The following is a 17,117-nucleotide window of genomic DNA, read 5'->3' as shown; positions in this document are numbered from 1 at the left end:
CTAGTTCGGCTGCTGTGCTGTTAATTCGCCATTAGCCGTTGTTCAAGCGCTGCCTTGCGCTCATCTGCTGGTAATTCGCCGAGCTGCGCAACCTTTTGATAGAACCTTGGCCAGTCGCCATCTGCTTCGTTAAACAGTTTGGCAAAGGCCGGCACCCATTGATCATAAAGGCCAAAGGGCAGCAACTTGGCGTTGTTCATCGGTGAATTGATCCAACCATCATAACGGCCGGTGCCCCCCCACCGACGCTGACGCAGTTCGTAGTACTCGGTGCGTAAGCGTTGAAACTCAGCTTGTTTGCCTTGGCGCATCTGTTCAACTGATTTGCCACTGGCGTACAGCGCTTCCAGTCGCCCACGAGTTGCCAGTACGAGCTCGGTGAACTGTTCGCGTTGCTGATCAGCTGTTGGGTTTGCTGCGGGCTGGCCACGCTCTGCTCGCCACTGGCGCAGCCCTTGTTGCTCCACAAAAGTTGCGAAGGATTCATTGAACTCAGTGTCATCAGCAACATAGAACTGCTGATGGGCCAGCTCATGAAAAATCACCGAGACCAAACGCTCATCACTCCAGCGCAGCATGGTGTTGAGTAAGGGGTCATCGAACCAGCCCAATGTCGAATAAGCCTCGACACCGCCCATGTACACATCCAAGCCTTGCTGCTTGAGTAGCGCCGCCGCACCGCGCGCACGTCCTTGCTGGTAATAGCCGCGATAGGCCACACAGCCGGCGATGGGGAAACAATGCAGTTCAGGTTTTAGCGAGAACTCAGGCGTGGCAAAGACATTCCAGACAACGAATGGCCGCTGCACATCGGCATAGACCCGGTAGCTTTGATTATCGGGCAGGGCCAGTTCTTGGCTGGCAAAGCTGCGCGCCTGCTGCGACAAGGCCAAGCGCTTGCGTAGTTGCGCATCGGTATTGGGGTCGCTGATGAGCTGAGAAACAGCCTGGCGACGTTGCAATACATCCACTTGGCCGTCGAGCAATTGGCTGTAGTAATCAATGCTGGAGCAACCGCTCAGCAGAGCAATGAGCAGTAATGGAACCCAGCTTGGTCGGACGCGGTCGAGTACAGAGCGATAAATAGGTGGCATGGCAGGACACTACTGCATCCGCCGGGTCGTCCGCCAGCCCCTTTATTAGAGGCATTTCAGCTTAAACCCAGCTGGTACTAATCCAGCGCTCAATAATTAGAATCGGAGCCCAAGCATGCGTGCATTATTGGCTGTCAGCAGTCTGGCTTTACTCAGTGGTTGTTCGATGCTTATGCCCAGCCACGATCCCAGCGAAGCCTGGGTAGACCTGCAAGCCGATGAAGATATTCAGCTACTTGCCAGTAAGGTCGATAGCAAAGCTCTGGAGGACGACCGCTTCTTTCAAGTCAGCCCCGGTACTCATGAGTTGCATGCACAGGTGCGTTTCAACGTGGCCGCCACCAATATGGGCGGTGATGAACCGGACTTACCGCGAAGCTGCGAGTTGACTGTTAAATACAATGACTTTGTTGCCGGGCAGACCTACCGCCTTGAGGCGGGCTACGTGGGTTTTCGGCCCTGGGCCAAACTATTTGATACAAATGATCAATTGATAGGCACCGCCCGCGAAGGCCGTTGTGGGCAAATATGAAGAAAACGGCGCTATGCTCAGTGCCTTACTCACGCATTGACGAGGTGATGTCATGCATCGAATAGCACTCACTGCCTGCACGCTTGCGCTCACCGCCTGCGCATCTGATCTACCTGCGCCATCGCCTGATCAGGCCTGGGTCGATTTGTATGCCAGCGCTGGTTACATGCTGATGGCCGATAAGCTTGATGATAAACGCCTCAATGATGGACGTTATTTCCAAGTGCCACCGGGTGCCCATGATCTGACTGCGCGATTTATGTTCGACGTACCCGGTGGCGGCAGCTCGGGCATGGCTGAGCCGATTCAGGTGACTTGCGAATTACGTTATCGCTATGACAACTTCGAAGCGGGCAAGCGCTACCAAATGCAGGCTCGCCCGTTGATGCGCGAAGCGCAAGGCTGGCTGTATGACGAGCAGCGCAATGTCGTTGCCAAAGCAGACGTCATGCGCTGCGGTACTTTCTAGCAAGCCACCCTGCGGACATCTAATCGTTGTTAGGTGTCGAGCGTTGCTTCAAGGGTGATGGTCGCATTCAGCACTTTCGAAACCGGGCAACCGGTTTTAGCGTTCTGTACCGCTTTTTCAAAAGCGGCGCGATCAGCACCTGGGATTTTTGCGTGCAAGGTCAGGTGAACAGCGGTGATCGAGAAGCCGTCACCGTCTTTATCCAGGGTCACTTCTGCTTTGGTGTCGATGCTCTCAGCGGTCATCCCTGCCTCGCCAAGCTGCAGCGACAGCGCCATAGAGAAGCAGCCAGCGTGGGCGGCACCGATCAGTTCTTCTGGGTTGGTTCCCGGCTCATTTTCGAAGCGCGTGTTAAAGCCGTAAGGTGTTTTTGACAATGCCCCGCTCTCAGTTGAGATGGTGCCTTTGCCCTGTTTGATACTGCCCTGCCAATGGGCCGATGCGGTCTTCTTCATCAAACGTCTCCTGCTTTATGGGATACCTAGTTGAGAGTGCCGCCTCGCCAACAAGTTCGTTTGTTGGCGGGGGATATCGGTTAATTAAACGCCGGTAGTACGTGTGGTTAGCGCAGGCCTGCGAGAATCTCGAACGAGCGCTTGCGGTCAGTGAAGTCATAGAGATCACTGGTGAACATCAATTCATCGGCGCCAGTTTGCTCAAGCAGTACTTCGAGTTTGGCGCGTACCTTTTCCGGGCCGCCAACCATGGCCAAACCAAAGAACTCACCCACAGCGTTACGCTCGTGAGGCAGCCACAAGCCGTCCATGCTCTCGACTGGCGCGCGCTGAACCAGGCTCTGCCCGCGAATCAGCGAAAGAATCCGCTGGTAGGCCGAAGTCACCAAATATTCAGCCTCCTCATCGCTAGGGGCGGCCACTAAGGGGACACCGAGCATCACATAAGGTTTGTCGAGAACATCCGACGGTGTGAAATGGTCGCGGTAGATACGAATGGCTTCGTGCATCATCCGTGGCGCAAAATGCGAAGCGAAGGCATAAGGTAAGCCTTTCTGTCCTGCCAATTGGGCGCTGAACAGGCTCGAGCCGAGCAGCCAGATTGGCACATTGGTGTTGCTGCCAGGCATGGCGACTACACGCTGATTAGGTGTGCGTGGGCCGAGGTAGCCTTGAAGCTCTTCAACATCGCGTGGGAAGTCATCGGCACTACCGCTGCGGTCACGGCGCAGGGCGTGGGCGGTGTACTGATCGGCACCGGGTGCGCGGCCCAAGCCCAAGTCAATCCTGTCTGGGTAAAGCGTGGCCAGTGTGCCGAACTGTTCAGCGATAACCAGCGGTGCATGGTTGGGCAGCATCACCCCGCCTGAGCCCAAGCGAATGCTTTGGGTGTTGGCCGCCAGATAGCCCAACAGTACCGAGGTCGCCGAGCTGGCGATGCCGTCCATATTATGGTGTTCGGCCACCCAAAACCGGTTAAAACCAAGTTGCTCGGCATGTTTGGCCAGTGCCAACGAGTTACTCAAGGCTTGCTTGGCATCGCCGTCGTCGCGAATAGGGGCTAGGTCGAGGATAGAAAATTTAGTGTTTGCTAAAGCGGTCATCTGCTGTGCCTATTTATCAGCTCAAATGTCCGACGCATAAATGCGCCAATACTTGAGTTTAATAGTGGGGATTAACTTATCGATTCCAACCCCTTGGGCAGTGAACGCGACTAAAAGCTAACGGCTAGCCCGAGTGACAAGCCTGAGACGTCGTCGCCGACCATATGCCGCAAAACCAGGCGGGTGCGGGTGATAAACACGTCATAAGCGCTGGAGTCGAACTCAACACCGAGACCGAATGTCGACAAACGGTCAAAACCCAAAGCGCCGCGTTGCTCGCCGAGGTATTCAGAATGAGAGAACTCCAGCACATAGCGCAGTGGCCGCTGCATCACCACCCAGCCAGTGGGGGCGCGCCAGCGTGACCAAATGTTAGCTGTTTCGGCGGTAACTTCGCCGGTAATGGCATCATCGCCCGCGATCCGCTGTAAATTCATGTAGCTGTAGCGCAATTCAATATCGGCTTCGTAATCGGGGCGTACACGTTCCCAGTCGACCATCATTGCGCCGCCGAGGCCCAGTGCAGTCATCTGCCCGTCGTCGAGAAATTTGATTTGTTTATCGGCTCTGCGGTTGATGAATATTCGCGCTGCATTGAGGTCGCTGGTCATGTAGCCCAAGCCCACACTGGCAATTGGGCGGAGCACCACTTCATCACTGATGGGGAAATCCCAGCCGATCCCGCCGGTTGCGGACACTGAGTTCCATTTAACCGGCAGGGCACGTTCCTCAGCGCCATCGGTGGCGACGAAGCGTGGGTCATACCGGCTGTAGGCCGCTGCGCCTTCCAGGTACAGCGGGAATGACTTGCTCATTGTCGCGCCGCCGCCAAGCTGAGTCATCTTGATGCTTGGGTTGCCACTGTTGCCATCTTTGATTTGCAGCGAGCTGGAGGCCAGGTCGGGCGTCATCGAGTAGGACATCAAAGACAGCACCCCATTGACGCGATCTTCCACCTCGCCACGGTCTAGCATGAGTTCAGCGTGAGCAACAGGTGCAGTGATGAGCGTGAGCAGGGTAAATCGGCAAGCGAGTTTGGCCATGGTCGAGGTTCAATAATCCATTCGCCTGAATTCTAGACGGGATTAAGCGCAGGGAGTAACTAATTACAGGCTATTGGACAGCCCAGCAGGTCAGCGCATAGCGCCATGCTAGACACATCACTCACTGAGGTGGTTTTGTGCAGGCGAGAGCCGCCTGCACCTATTGGTAGTTAGCTACTGCTCAATCGGAAGCCGACCTTTAGGGTCACTTGGTAGTGACAAACCTTGCCGTCTTCGATGTGTCCGCGGGTCTCGATCACCTCAAACCAGTCGAGGTTGCGAATCGATTTAGCGCATTCGGCAATCGCGTTATTAATCGCATCGTCGATGCTGGTTTTGGATGATCCAACAACTTCAACTTTCTTGTAGATATGATCTGACATGGTCCACTCCTTAGTGAAATCGGGGCTCAATCAGGCGGTAACTCAATCAAGCACTTATCAATACTGATGTCGCTATCACCGTAATGTTCACTTTAAGCCTAGGCAAGAACCGTCAAATCAGTTGGATAATTCTTGCTCCAACCACTGCGCCAAGCGTTCTGCGCGCTTATCTAACTGCCGCTTCGGCACCCATAAAGCCAAGCGTGCCGAGGTTTCGACAAAGCCCCAAGGTGCCAGCAAGCGCCCGGCGGCTAAGTCATCCGCTACTAACTGTTGCGGGGCGATAGCAACACCGAGTCCAGCTGCTGCGGCTTCCAGTAGATAGTACAAATGCTCAAAGCCTTGGCCCAAACGCAGGCTGGCAGGGGCGATTGCATTGCTCTGTGCCCAGCTTGGCCACGCCTGTGGGCGTGAGGTGGTGTGCAGCAGCGGCTCTTTGAGCAGGTCTTCGGCTGTGCCCTGGTTTAGGTGTTTAAACTGGCTATAGCGTGGGCTGACCACCGGACCGATTCGTTCCGCTGCCAGCTCGAAAACGCGCATATCTGCAGGCCACGGGGGCTCGGCAAACCATAGCGTGGCATCCACCGTTGCGCCGCGTGGGTCCAAATCACCTTCACTGGCCGAAAGTTGCAGGCGTAAGTCAGGAAGTTCGCGATTGAGGCGGTCGAGGCGCGGAATAAACCAACGGGCTAATAAGCTGCCGGGGCAAGCCAAGACAAAAGGTGCTTCGGTTTGGCTTTGTTTGAGTTCGGCGCAGGTCTGACGCAGTCGTCCAAAAAGCTCTGAGCTGGTGTCACGTAAACGCGTGCCTGAATCTGTGAGTTTAAGGCCGCGGCCTTCTTTGCTGAACAAAGCAAGACCCAGGTGCTCCTCCAAGGTCTTTATTTGCCGGCTCACAGCGCCATGGGTTACGTTTAGCTCATCCGCGGCAGCACTAACGCTGTTTAAACGAGCAGCGGCTTCAAAGGCGCGCAGGGCATTTAAGGGCGGAAGGTCTTGGTTCATCTGTGAGTTTTCCTAACAGGTTTCGGCAATCTTATCGCTTTTTTCCTGAGTCACACAGCCTTATCCTGTGTCCATTGTCCCAGTGGTTGCAGCATTTGCTTGCAGTCGAGGCGCTTCGATTAGTTTAAGGAGAAATCATGAGTTCATATCGCAATGGTCCTGACGCCAACGGCCTGTTTGGCGCGTTCGGCGGTCAGTACGTCGCAGAAACCTTGATGCCATTGATTCACGATCTGGCTGACGAATACGAAAAAGCCAAGCAAGACCCTGAATTTCTCAAAGAGCTGGCTTACTTTCAGCGCGACTACGTCGGTCGTCCAAGCCCGCTGTATTTCGCTGAACGCCTGACTGAGCATTGCGGCGGCGCGAAGATCTATTTCAAGCGTGAAGAGCTTAACCACACCGGCGCGCACAAGATTAACAACTGCATCGGCCAGATTCTGCTGGCGCGGCGCATGGGTAAGAAGCGCATCATCGCTGAAACCGGCGCGGGTATGCACGGCGTTGCCACTGCAACTGTCGCGGCGCGTTTCGGCCTTGAATGCGTGATTTTCATGGGCACCACTGATATTGATCGTCAGGAAGCCAACGTCTTCCGCATGCGCTTGCTTGGGGCCAAGGTGATTCCGGTGGTTGCCGGCACCGGTACGCTAAAAGATGCGATGAACGAAGCCCTTCGCGACTGGGTGACCAATGTTGACAGCACCTTCTATCTGATCGGCACTGTTGCCGGGCCGCACCCCTATCCAGAGATGGTGCGTGACTTCCAAGCGGTGATCGGCAAAGAAACCCGCGAGCAAATGCAGGCCCAAGAAGGTCGTCTGCCAGACAGTCTGGTGGCGTGCATCGGCGGCGGCTCGAATGCCATGGGCTTGTTCCACCCGTTCCTTGATGACAAGTCGGTTGAGATTATCGGCGTTGAAGCGGCCGGTCACGGCATTGAAACCGGCAAACACGCTGCCAGCCTCAATGGCGGCGTGCCGGGCGTGTTGCACGGTAACCGCACCTACTTGCTGCAAGATGACGACGGCCAGATCATCGACGCCCACTCGATCTCAGCCGGTCTCGATTACCCAGGCATCGGCCCAGAGCACGCCTGGTTGCATGAGATTGGCCGCGTGCAATACACCTCGGTCACCGACAACGAAGCACTCGATGCCTTCCATAAATGCTGCCGCCTAGAGGGCATCATTCCCGCACTGGAAAGCGCCCACGCACTGGCTGAAGTATTCAAGCGTGCGCCGAGCCTGCCAAGTGATCACCTGATGGTTATCAACCTTTCAGGTCGTGGTGACAAAGACATGCAAACTGTTATGCATCACATGGCTGATGCCGTAAATCAGCAGGAGAACAACTGATGAGCCGCCTGCAAGCTCGCTTTGCCGAACTCAAGCAACAAAACCGCGCCGCGTTGGTGACCTTCGTGACGGCGGGCGACCCGGGTTATGACACCTCGTTGGCGATCCTTAAAGGCTTGCCGAAAGCCGGTGCGGATGTCATCGAACTGGGCATGCCCTTTACCGACCCAATGGCGGACGGCCCGGCTATTCAGTTGGCCAATATTCGCGCCTTGGCTGCCAAGCAGGACTTGGCCAAAACCCTGAAAATGGTCCGTGAGTTCCGCGAAGGCGAACAAGATACCCCGCTGGTGTTGATGGGCTACTTCAACCCAATCCACAAGTACGGCGTTGAGCGTTTTATCGCCGAGGCTAAAGAGTCCGGTGTTGATGGTTTGATCGTGGTTGACCTACCGCCAGAGCACAACGTCGATCTGTGTGATCCGGCGCAAGCGGCGGGTCTCGACTTCATTCGCCTGACGACCCCAACCACCGACGACAAGCGCCTGCCGAAAGTGCTTAACGGCAGTTCGGGTTTCGTTTATTACGTCTCGGTTGCTGGGGTAACTGGCGCTGGCGCGGCCACGTTGGAGCACGTTGAACAAGCGGTGGCACGTTTGCGTCGCCACACCGATCTACCAATCAGCATTGGCTTTGGTATCCGTACGCCTGAGCACGCGGCAACTATTGCCCGCTTGGCTGACGGTGTTGTGGTGGGCTCGGCGCTGATCGATCAAATCGAAAAAGCCGACAACAGCGAGGCGGCGGTAAAAGGCGTGCTCGACCTGTGCAGTCAGTTGGCTGAAGGCGTGCGCAGCGCACGTAAATAACACTGTCGCCGTTGCTTCCTGAAAAGCCGCTAACAGGTTTCTGCTAGCGGTTTTTTGTTTATGGGTATGAAGGACTGGTTCGGTTTTGCACAAGCCAGCAAAGATTAGGGCTGTGAATCTGTTGTCAGCATGCTGAACTGGTAATCTACGATGATTGCCCTGATGTGATGTGACCATGCTGACTCTGTATCACGCGCCCGACTTAGAAACCCTTGGCGAACTGGCGACTACGCTGCTCGCTCAGCCGCTGCGTGACCCGTTCGCCGCAGTCAAGGTGGTGGTGCCGAGTCAGGGCATGGGCCGCTGGCTGACCCTTGAGCTGGCGCGCAAACAAGGCATTGCCATGCAGTTGGATGTTCAGCTGCCAGCCAAGTTTGTCTGGGATTTATCGCGTCTGGCGCTCGGTCAGTTGCCCGAGCAGTCGGCGTTTTCACCGACGACCCTGAGCTGGCGCTTGTATGACTGGCTTTGCGAGCCTGAAAACCTCATCCAAACCCCGCGTTTAGCCCACTATCTGGACGGTGGTGACGAGCGTCGTCGTTTATCCCTCGCTGCAAAGATTGCCGACGTCTTCGATCAGTACCTGCTGTACCGAGATGATTGGCTCGCCGCATGGGAGCGCAATGAGCTGCTTGATCTGGGCCCGGATGAAACGTGGCAAGCCTTGCTCTGGGGCGAGCTGACTAAAGATGGCCACCCACACCGCGCCCGTTTGCTCGATGACTTGCTCAGCCGCCTATACAGCGGTGATGAGATTGCCGATCTGCCTGAGCGCTTGCTGGTGTTCGGCATCAGCAGTTTGCCGCCGCACCATATGCGTGTACTCGACGGTCTGGCCAGGCACACCGAGGTGATCATCTTTGCGCTCAATCCCTGCCGTGAGGCGTGGGGCGAGATTCGTGATATCCGCGAGCTGGCGCGTCAGCCTGAGCTGAGTCCGGATGACTGGTATTTGGATGTTGGCCATCCCTTGTTGGCGAGTTTGGGTAAGCAGGGGCGTGATTTCTTCGACAGCTTATTCTCGCTGGCAAGCAGTGAAGGCAGCCAAGAGATTGGCTTGTATTCCGAAGACGATGCCTTGCACGACGACAGTTTGCTGCGCGCATTGCAGAACGACATTTTGCGCTTGCACACACGCACGCCAGAGCAACGCTTGCTGCTGCGGGAAGACGATCGCTCGCTCGAAGTCCACGTTGCTCATTCACCGCTGCGTGAAGTGGAAATCCTTCACGACCAACTGCTCGCGCGCTTCCAGGCAGATCCGGCGTTAAGCCCTGACCAAGTGGTGGTGCTGACGCCGGATATCGAGCGTTATGCGCCTTATATCGAAGCGGTATTCGCGCCGCGAGAAGGTGTGCCGCGCATTCCGTTCAGCCTTGCCGACCGGAGCATGCGGGCAGAAATCCCCTTAATTGAAGCCTTTATTGGCCTGCTCGGCTTACCTGACAGCCGTTTTGCCGCCGAAGAAGTGTTGAGCTGGCTTGAGCAGCCTGCAATCGCCCGCAAAGCCGGGATTGAAGCAGAAGATTTACCACTGATTCGCGACTGGCTGCACGACGCCGGGGTGCGCTGGGGGCGCGACAGCAGCCACCGCAAACAGCTTGGCTTACCGGCCGACGGCGCATTCACTTGGCGGCAAGGGCTGGACCGTTTGTTATTGGGCTTTGCTGCACCGCCGCAACTCGCGGGTTTGGCTGCGCCCTTGCTGGGTGAAAGCTGGCCGCTGGATGCGCTTGAGGGTGCGCGCGGCCAATTGCTCGGGCGTCTGGCGGGTTTTGTTGAGCGTCTTGCCGGGCTCGCACAAAACATGCAGCGCCCGCGTTCATTGAGTGACTGGGCGCAAACCTTACTTGAGTTGATCGATAGTCTGTTTGATGAGCGCGAAGCAGGCGACACTTTATTGCTGTTATCCAAGGCCTGTGCGGCTTTGGATGAGCAGGCACAAGCCTCTGGAATCGAGCGACCGCTAGAACTGGCGCTGATTCGTCAGCAACTGAGCGCGGCATTGGAACTGGGCAGTGGTGCATCAGGCTTTTTAACCGGCGCGGTGACCTTCTGCACCATGGTGCCGATGCGCAGTTTGCCATTCAAACAGGTTTGCCTGCTGGGCCTCGATGACGGTGCATTACCAAGGCGAACGCCGGCGGCTGGCTTTGATTTAATTGGCCAGAAGCCGCGACGGGGTGATCGGGCGCGGCGTTTGGATGACCGTTATTTGTTGCTCGAAACCCTGCTCAGTGCGCGCAGCGGTTTATACCTAAGCTATGTTGGACGCGACCCGCGCAGTAACGCCGAGTTACCGCCATCGGTATTGATCAGCGAGTTGCTTGAAGTGGTTGATCTGACGGCTGTGTGTGCCGGAGCGGAGCATGCTTATGCGCAAACGGCGAGCAAGCACATCGTCCTCCATCACCCATTGCAGCCTTTTGCTCCAGCCAACTTTCAGGGTGAACGCCATGCTGGCTTTGCGGCACCCTGGTTTCGCGCCGCGCAGCGTCTGGCTGAACCGGTCAATATGCGTGCTCAGCCCTTTGTAGAGCGTTTGCCAGAGCCGGATGAAGAGTGGCTGACGCTTGAACCAAGCCAGTTGGTTCATTGTTTTAAACACCCGGCGCGTTACCTGCTGGAGCAGCGTTTGGGCCTGCGTTTGGCGCAAACTGAAGATGCACTGGCGGGCGATGAACCCTTCAGCGTTGAGTGGACATCAACCCACGGCTTGCGCCAATTGGCCTTGCAGGCGATAGAGCGCAACTGGAGTGAGACCGAAGAGCGCGCGGTCGCGGCAGCGTCGGGCTGGTTGCCGGTAGGCGAGTTGGGACAGGCGTATTGGGGGCAGATTCGCGGACCGATTCGGGCCTTTGCGCCCACCTTATTTGCCGAACGTCCGGATGACGCGCCACAACCGGTGTTGGTCGATATCAAACTGGCCGGTGTGCGGGTCTATGGTTGGTTGGAGGGCGTCAGCCAGAGTGGTTTGTTTGATTATCGCTTGCGTGATCTGGGGGCGTGGGAACTGGCACCGTTTTGGTTGCGCCATTTGCTACTTAATTGCAGCAGTGACCCAAGGGTTTGCCGTGAAAGCAGGTTGTTATCCCCCAAAACCGAATGGCGTCTTGGTGCGCTTAACAATGCACCTGAGTTGCTTGAGCCTTGGTTGCAAGCTTATCGCTCGGCCCTGTGTGAGCCACTGCCAGTATTGGCCAAGTGCAGTTATGGCTTTGCCAAGAAGTGGCGCAAGCCGGGGCGCAAGGAGCCGATTGATGCCGCCCGCAGCGAGGCGCGCATTCTGTGGGCCGGGAACGACTTTATGATCGGTGATAGTCAGGACCCTTGGAATGCCTTGGCGTTTCGTGATCGGGAGGCTCTGGATGAGCGCTTTGAAGCCTTGGCCGAGCAGCTCTATGGCCCGGCGTTGGATGCCTTGCAAGGCGATGAGGATGAACAATGAGCGGCGCTAAGTTAGACCTGCTGCACGACAGCTTTAAAGGTCGCTCACTGATCGAGGCCAGTGCTGGCACCGGTAAAACCTTCACCCTGACCTTGCTCTACGCACGCCTGTTGCTGGAGAAGCAGCTATCGGTTGCACAGATTCTGGTGGTGACTTACACCTCCGCTGCCACGGCAGAGTTACGCGAACGCGTGCGTAAGCGCTTGGCTGATTTGCTGGTGGTTTACGAGCAAGGTCATGGCGATGATGCCCTGCTCAATTCACTGCACGATCAATACCCGGACCCCGCCAGCCATCGCCGTTTGTTGCTGGCAGTACATGGTTTTGATCAGGCAGCCATCTTCACTATCCATGGGTTCTGTCAGCGTGCCCTGCAAGATGCGGCGTTCGAAGCCGGTGGCGATTTTGATAACGAGCTGACCCAAGATGACCGCGAACTGCTCGATGCACTGATCGCCGATCTCTGGCGCATTGAGTTGGCCAACGCAGAACCCGAATGGGCTGCGTTTTTGGTCCAGCAAAAGATAACCCCGCAGGTGTTGCGCCAACGTTTGCGCAGCCACTTGGGCAAACCCTATTTGCGCATTGAACCTGTACCCAGCGCACCTGCTGAACTGGCAGAGCTGCGTAAGGCTTGGTTGCATGCCAAGGACTTCTGGTTGCGCCAAGGGGCAGGCTGGATTGAGCAACTGAAAGGCTTTACTGGATTTAACAAACGCAGCTTCAGTACCGAGAAATTCGATTTCTGGCAGCTTGATTTGGATGGCTATTTCAGTGATGCAGCCGGTCTGTTTGGCAAGGTCGAAGGCCTGCGCAAGTTGGCCCGCGAATCACTGATCAAGGGCACCAATAAAGGTTTTGACGCGCCCTTAGAAGCCGTCGCCGATGCGTTGCAGGGATTGTGTGATGCACTGGATGCGGCGCAGCCTGAGGCGGAACAACGGCTGATCGACTTGCAAGTGCGGATGATCGGTCAGCTCAATGAGCAACTGCCGGCCCGCAAAGCGGCGCAACGCATGTTGGCGTTTGATGATCTGCTCAATCAGCTGCAACAAGCCTTGTATGGCGAAGGCGGCGAGCACTTGGCTGCCACCTTGCGCGAACAGTATCCGCTGGCCCTGATTGACGAGTTTCAGGACACCGATCCGATTCAGTACCAGATATTCCGCCGCATCTACGCTGAGTCGACAGCTGGTGAGGTGGGGAGCGACGCTGATTTGTGTTTCGTCGGCGATCCCAAGCAGGCGATCTACGCCTTTCGCGGTGCGGATCTGGCGACCTATTTTACCGCCCGAAGTGAGGCCGCTCGACAATACAGCTTGGCCACCAACCACCGCTCGACGCCGCAATTGATTAGCGCGCTTAACCAAGTATTTGATAGGCCGCAGCCATTTGCCGTCGAGGGTCTGGATTATCCGCCAGTGGGTGCCAGCGATAAGTCGCGGGCCAAGCTGGTGCTGCCAAGCGTCGATGGACAAAGCGATGCATCCTTAGCGCTGGTGTGGCTCGGCGATGACTATTTGAGCAAAGGCGAGGCAGGCAGTTTGGTCGCCACGGATACTGCTCGTCGTATCGCCAGCTTCCTGGCCGCGAGTGGCCGGGGCGAAGCCTATTTCGAGCATGATGCGGTGCATACCCCGCTCAAAGGCGGTGACATTGCGGTACTGGTTGCCAGTCATCGGCAAGCGGCTGAAGTCGCTGCTGAACTGGCTGCACGAGGTGTGCCGAGTGTGCGACGGGGCAAAGAAAGTGTTTGGCACAGTGAAGAGGCCGAGGCCTTGGCTGCGGTGTTGGCCGCATACGCAGAGCCGGGCCGTGAAGGTGCTTTGCGTTATGCACTGGCCACGCGCTTACTGGGACGAAGTGCTGCCGACTTGGCGGCGTGTCAGGACGATGCCCGGGCTTGGGATCAGGAGCGTGAAGCCGCTGAGCGTTATCATCAACTCTGGCAGCAACAAGGGTTTATGCGTGCGTTCCGCGCTTGGCTAGATGAGCAAAACGTTGCTCAACGCTTGCTTGCAGTGGTCGATGGCGAGCGGCGTTTAACCAACCTGCTGCACCTGGCTGAACTGTTGCAAAGCGAAAGTCTGCAGCGCCCGGGGATGGAGCAATTGCTGGCGTGGTTCAATGCCCAGCGCACGGTGGATAACCACGGTGAAGAGGCATTATTACGCCTCGAAAGCGATGCTGAACGGGTGCAGATCGTCACCATTCATACCTCCAAAGGCTTGGAATACCCCTTGGTGTTTTGTCCCTATCTGTGGGACGGCGCGCTATTGCGCAAGAGCGAAGATATAAGCTGTCATGCCCAAGACGGTACGCCGCTGCTGGACCTTGGCGGAGAGCAATTTGATCAGCATCGCGAGTTGGCGCGGCAGGAGCGATTTGCTGAGCGCCTGCGCCTGACGTATGTCGCCATGACCCGCGCGGCTGTGCGCCTTTGGTTGCATTGGGGGGCAGTCGACTGCAAGCCGAAAAAAGATGGCACGCTGAGCGAAGATGGGCTGCACAGCAGTGCCTTGGCCTGGCTGTTACAAGGGCGTGAGCTACCCGGCAAGGATCCGTTGCAAGAGATGGCCACTCATCTGCAAACCCTGACGCCACAGGGTTTGCATGCAGAGCTTAAAACGCTGACCGCAAGCAGCCAAGGTCATATCGGCCTGACGCCATTGCTTGAAACAGAAGCCAGTGCTGCCGGAGAGCACCGAGCCCCGGCACCTGAACAACTCGCGCGCTTGCAACGCAACCTGCACAGCAGTTGGCGTATCGGCAGCTTCTCCGGTTTATCGGCCGGAATGCACATGGAAGCACCCGACCGTGATGGTTTGGTCATTCCAGATGCCAGCGAGCCGGGCAGCGGGTTTTATGGATTTCCTAGGGGCGCGCGAGCGGGTACCTGCTTGCACGCAATTCTTGAAGACTGGGCGCATAACAAAGCCCCGCTGGCTGAATTGGTCGAACCAGCCCTAAGCGGCCACGGGATTTCCAGCGACTGGAGCGAGGTTGCGCTCAATCATCTGCAACAAGTACTCGATACGGACTTGGACGGTAGCGGGCTGACGCTGACAACACTTGCTGGCGCTCGTCGCTTGCCAGAGCTTGGCTTTACCTTCCCGGTGACGCGCTTGGATGTGCAGCGCCTGCGGGCGATTCTGACCGACCCTGCTTATGGTCTGGCCGAGCCCATGCGTGAGGCCGCAGCGCGGCTTGAGTTCGACAGTCTGCAGGGCTTTCTGAAAGGTTTTATCGACCTGACATTCGAGTATCAAGGACGTTGGTATATCGCTGATTACAAATCCAACTGGTTGGGGCCTGATGCCAGTTTCTACAGCGGCGAACGGCTGGTGCAGGCTTTGGCCCGAGAACATTATTATTTGCAGTACCTGATTTACTTGGTCGCACTGCGACTCTTTCTGCGTCAGCGCTTGAGCGACTTTAGCAGTGAGCAAATAGGTGGCGCTTATTACTTGTTCCTGCGTGGCATGCCGAGCGCCGGGGTGTATTTCTCGCGGCCCAGTGATGAGCTGCTTGATGCGTTGGACCTGTTGTTCAGCAGCGAGGTGCCAGCATGATTGATCTGACGCAATTAGCCTTGGGGGCGCTGGAACGTGCCTTGGTGCAGAGCCTTCAGCGTTTGCAGCCCGATGCTGATCCCTGGGTGCTGGCATCTGCAGCATTGACCTGTGCTGCGCTGGAAAAGGGCGATGTCTGCATTGATCTGTCGCGCATGGCGGGCCAGCGTCCTTGGTCAGAAAACACCACGCAACTGCCTGCACTGGCTGATTGGCTGGATATTTTGCGGGTCTCGCCCTTGGTTGGCGAGGCGGGTGACTTCGCACCGTTGATTCTCGATGGCCAGCGTTTGTATTTGGCGCGTTATCAGGCTTACGAGCAGCAACTTGCCGAGCAATTGCTGAGCCGCTCTGCGGCGCTGCCAGCCGTTGATGAACAGGTGCTTGGGCAAACGCTTGAGCGTTTGTTTGCCTTTAACACCCAGCAACCTGACTGGCAGTGTCTCGCTGCCGCGCAAGCGGTGCGGCGTAATTTAGCGGTAATCTCCGGTGGGCCCGGCACCGGTAAAACCACCACTGTGGTGCGTTTGCTGGCGGCGTTATTGGAACAGCCGGATGGCGCGCAATTGGCGATCGGCCTCGGTGCACCCACCGGTAAAGCTGCAGCGCGAATGGCTGAAGCAATCCGCAACGCCAAAGCATCATTGCCGGTCAGTGATGCCGTCAAACATATGCTGCCGGAAGAAGCGCGCACCTTGCACCGCATGCTCGGCAGCCGAGGCGATAGCCCGCACGTGCGGCATACAGCGGCCAATCCTCTGCCGCTGGATGTGTTGGTGGTCGATGAAGCCTCAATGGTCGATTTGGCGCTGATGGCCAAGTTGGTCGATGCCTTGCCGCCTAAAGCCCGGCTGATTCTGCTGGGCGATAAAGATCAGTTAGCGGCGGTGGAAGCAGGCGCTGTGTTTGCTGAGTTATGCGAAGGTCGCGGATTTGATGCCCAAGCAGCAACAGATTTGCAGCGAATAACCGGTCAAAAAGTTGAGGTGCAACCGCCCCGCTCAAAACTAGGCGATGCCGTGGTGTTGTTGACCCACAGCCATCGTTTTGCCGGAGACAGCGGTATTGGCGAGTTAGCGCGGCGGATTAACAGCGGTGACGTGCCTGGCACCTTGAGTTTGCTCAGAGAATCGCGAGCGGACCTCGCGTGGCAAGCTCAGCCAACAGCGTCAGATTTGCTTGAACGATTAATGCAGGGCTACAGCGGTTATTTCGATGCAGTCAAAAGCGCTGAGCCAGAGGCGGTTTTTGCTGCCTTTAATGATTTTCGTGTGCTCACCGCCCAGCGTGAAGGCGCTTGGGGTGTTGCCGGTATCAACGAAGCCTTGGAGGCGCGTATCCGGCGTCGCCAACAAGTCGCCAGCCGCGAGCGTTGGTATGCAGGGCGTGCGGTGATGGTCCGGCAAAATGATTACGCGTTGGGCTTGTTCAATGGTGACATCGGCATCTGCTTGCCGACCGAGCATGGTTTGCGGGTGTTCTTTGAGGGCGAGCAAGGCTTCAGGCCGTTTGCACCGGCGAGGCTTCCCAGTCATGACAGTGCCTTCGCCATGACGGTGCACAAAAGCCAAGGCTCGGAGTTCAGCGAAGTGCTGTTGGTGCTGCCCGAGCAACCCAGCCCGCTGCTCACGCGCAGCCTGTTTTACACCGGTATCACCCGAGCCAAACACAAGGTCGAAATCTGGGGGCTGGCGCAGCGACTGGCCGAGGCGGTGGCGACGCGTGCTGAACGCGCCGCTGGCTTGGCTGAGCGATTGGCATGTGTGCCGACCGACAAGGTCGAGCAGATGCCGAGCCCGGAACCAGCCAGGCCAGGGAGCCAGGGCCAGCTGGATTTATTTTGAGC

The 17,117-nt window shown here is 57.0% G+C and carries 13 protein-coding genes; 7 read left to right on the top strand and 6 right to left on the bottom strand.

Translation table 11 applies throughout. From position 1 onward, the window contains the following. Nucleotides 1-20 precede the first annotated feature (20 nt). Entirely contained in the window at nucleotides 21-1,094 is a 1,074-nt protein-coding gene (locus tag ACIGCM_RS16235; protein ID WP_397503103.1) for an aminopeptidase, read from the bottom strand. Nucleotides 1,095-1,209: 115 nt separating this feature from the next. On the opposite strand from ACIGCM_RS16235, the gene ACIGCM_RS16230 reads away from it, so the two are divergent. After that, on the top strand, nucleotides 1,210-1,626 hold the full coding sequence (locus ACIGCM_RS16230) for a hypothetical protein (protein WP_397503102.1): 417 nt from the start codon (nucleotides 1,210-1,212) through the stop codon (nucleotides 1,624-1,626). 52 nt (nucleotides 1,627-1,678) lie between these two features. Next, nucleotides 1,679-2,095, top strand: a complete 417-nt coding sequence (locus ACIGCM_RS16225; RefSeq protein WP_397503101.1) for a hypothetical protein — start codon at nucleotides 1,679-1,681, stop codon at nucleotides 2,093-2,095. A gap of 29 nt (nucleotides 2,096-2,124) precedes the next feature. Here the strand turns inward: ACIGCM_RS16225 and ACIGCM_RS16220 are convergent, their stop codons facing one another. From ACIGCM_RS16220 to ACIGCM_RS16200, 5 genes are all read right to left on the bottom strand, one after another. Then, nucleotides 2,125-2,550 carry an OsmC family protein gene (locus ACIGCM_RS16220; RefSeq protein WP_397503100.1) on the bottom strand — a complete coding sequence of 142 codons (426 nt, stop codon included), beginning with the start codon at nucleotides 2,548-2,550 and terminating at the stop codon, nucleotides 2,125-2,127. 107 nt (nucleotides 2,551-2,657) lie between these two features. Further along, on the bottom strand, nucleotides 2,658-3,653 hold the full coding sequence (locus tag ACIGCM_RS16215) for an LLM class flavin-dependent oxidoreductase (RefSeq protein WP_397503099.1): 996 nt from the start codon (nucleotides 3,651-3,653) through the stop codon (nucleotides 2,658-2,660). Between the two features lie 110 nt (nucleotides 3,654-3,763). After that, nucleotides 3,764-4,696, bottom strand: a complete 933-nt coding sequence (locus tag ACIGCM_RS16210; protein WP_397503098.1) for an autotransporter domain-containing protein — start codon at nucleotides 4,694-4,696, stop codon at nucleotides 3,764-3,766. A gap of 170 nt (nucleotides 4,697-4,866) precedes the next feature. Then, entirely contained in the window at nucleotides 4,867-5,079 is a 213-nt protein-coding gene (locus tag ACIGCM_RS16205; protein ID WP_397503097.1) for a dodecin, read from the bottom strand. A gap of 117 nt (nucleotides 5,080-5,196) precedes the next feature. Further along, nucleotides 5,197-6,084 (bottom strand): LysR family transcriptional regulator, encoded by an 888-nt coding sequence (locus ACIGCM_RS16200; protein ID WP_397503096.1) that lies wholly within the window; start codon nucleotides 6,082-6,084, stop codon nucleotides 5,197-5,199. A gap of 137 nt (nucleotides 6,085-6,221) precedes the next feature. Here ACIGCM_RS16200 and trpB point away from each other — a divergent pair, with 137 nt between their 5' ends. From trpB to recD, 5 genes are all read left to right on the top strand, one after another. Further along, complete coding sequence (gene trpB, locus ACIGCM_RS16195) at nucleotides 6,222-7,442, top strand: tryptophan synthase subunit beta (protein ID WP_397503095.1); 1,221 nt, start codon at nucleotides 6,222-6,224, stop codon at nucleotides 7,440-7,442. Further along, nucleotides 7,442-8,251: a tryptophan synthase subunit alpha gene (gene trpA / locus ACIGCM_RS16190; RefSeq protein WP_397503094.1), complete on the top strand. Its 810-nt coding sequence runs from the start codon at nucleotides 7,442-7,444 to the stop codon at nucleotides 8,249-8,251. The genes trpB and trpA overlap by 1 nt, the downstream gene beginning before the upstream one ends. A gap of 175 nt (nucleotides 8,252-8,426) precedes the next feature. Further along, complete coding sequence (gene recC / locus ACIGCM_RS16185) at nucleotides 8,427-11,699, top strand: exodeoxyribonuclease V subunit gamma (protein ID WP_397503093.1); 3,273 nt, start codon at nucleotides 8,427-8,429, stop codon at nucleotides 11,697-11,699. After that, the gene (recB, locus tag ACIGCM_RS16180; RefSeq protein ID WP_397503092.1) at nucleotides 11,696-15,271 is read left to right on the top strand and encodes an exodeoxyribonuclease V subunit beta; all 3,576 of its coding nucleotides are present in this window, start codon (nucleotides 11,696-11,698) and stop codon (nucleotides 15,269-15,271) included. Before recC ends, recB begins: the two co-directional genes overlap by 4 nt. Beyond that, nucleotides 15,271-17,115, top strand: a complete 1,845-nt coding sequence (gene recD, locus ACIGCM_RS16175) for an exodeoxyribonuclease V subunit alpha (RefSeq protein WP_397503322.1) — start codon at nucleotides 15,271-15,273, stop codon at nucleotides 17,113-17,115. Before recB ends, recD begins: the two co-directional genes overlap by 1 nt. Nucleotides 17,116-17,117 lie beyond the last annotated feature (2 nt).

Source organism: Pseudomonas sp. NPDC078700 (genome assembly GCF_044542375.1).
GTDB lineage: Bacteria > Pseudomonadota > Gammaproteobacteria > Pseudomonadales > Pseudomonadaceae > Aquipseudomonas.
The sequence above is the reverse complement of the archived record's forward strand: the minus strand, read 5'-3'. Positions and strand labels throughout refer to the sequence as shown.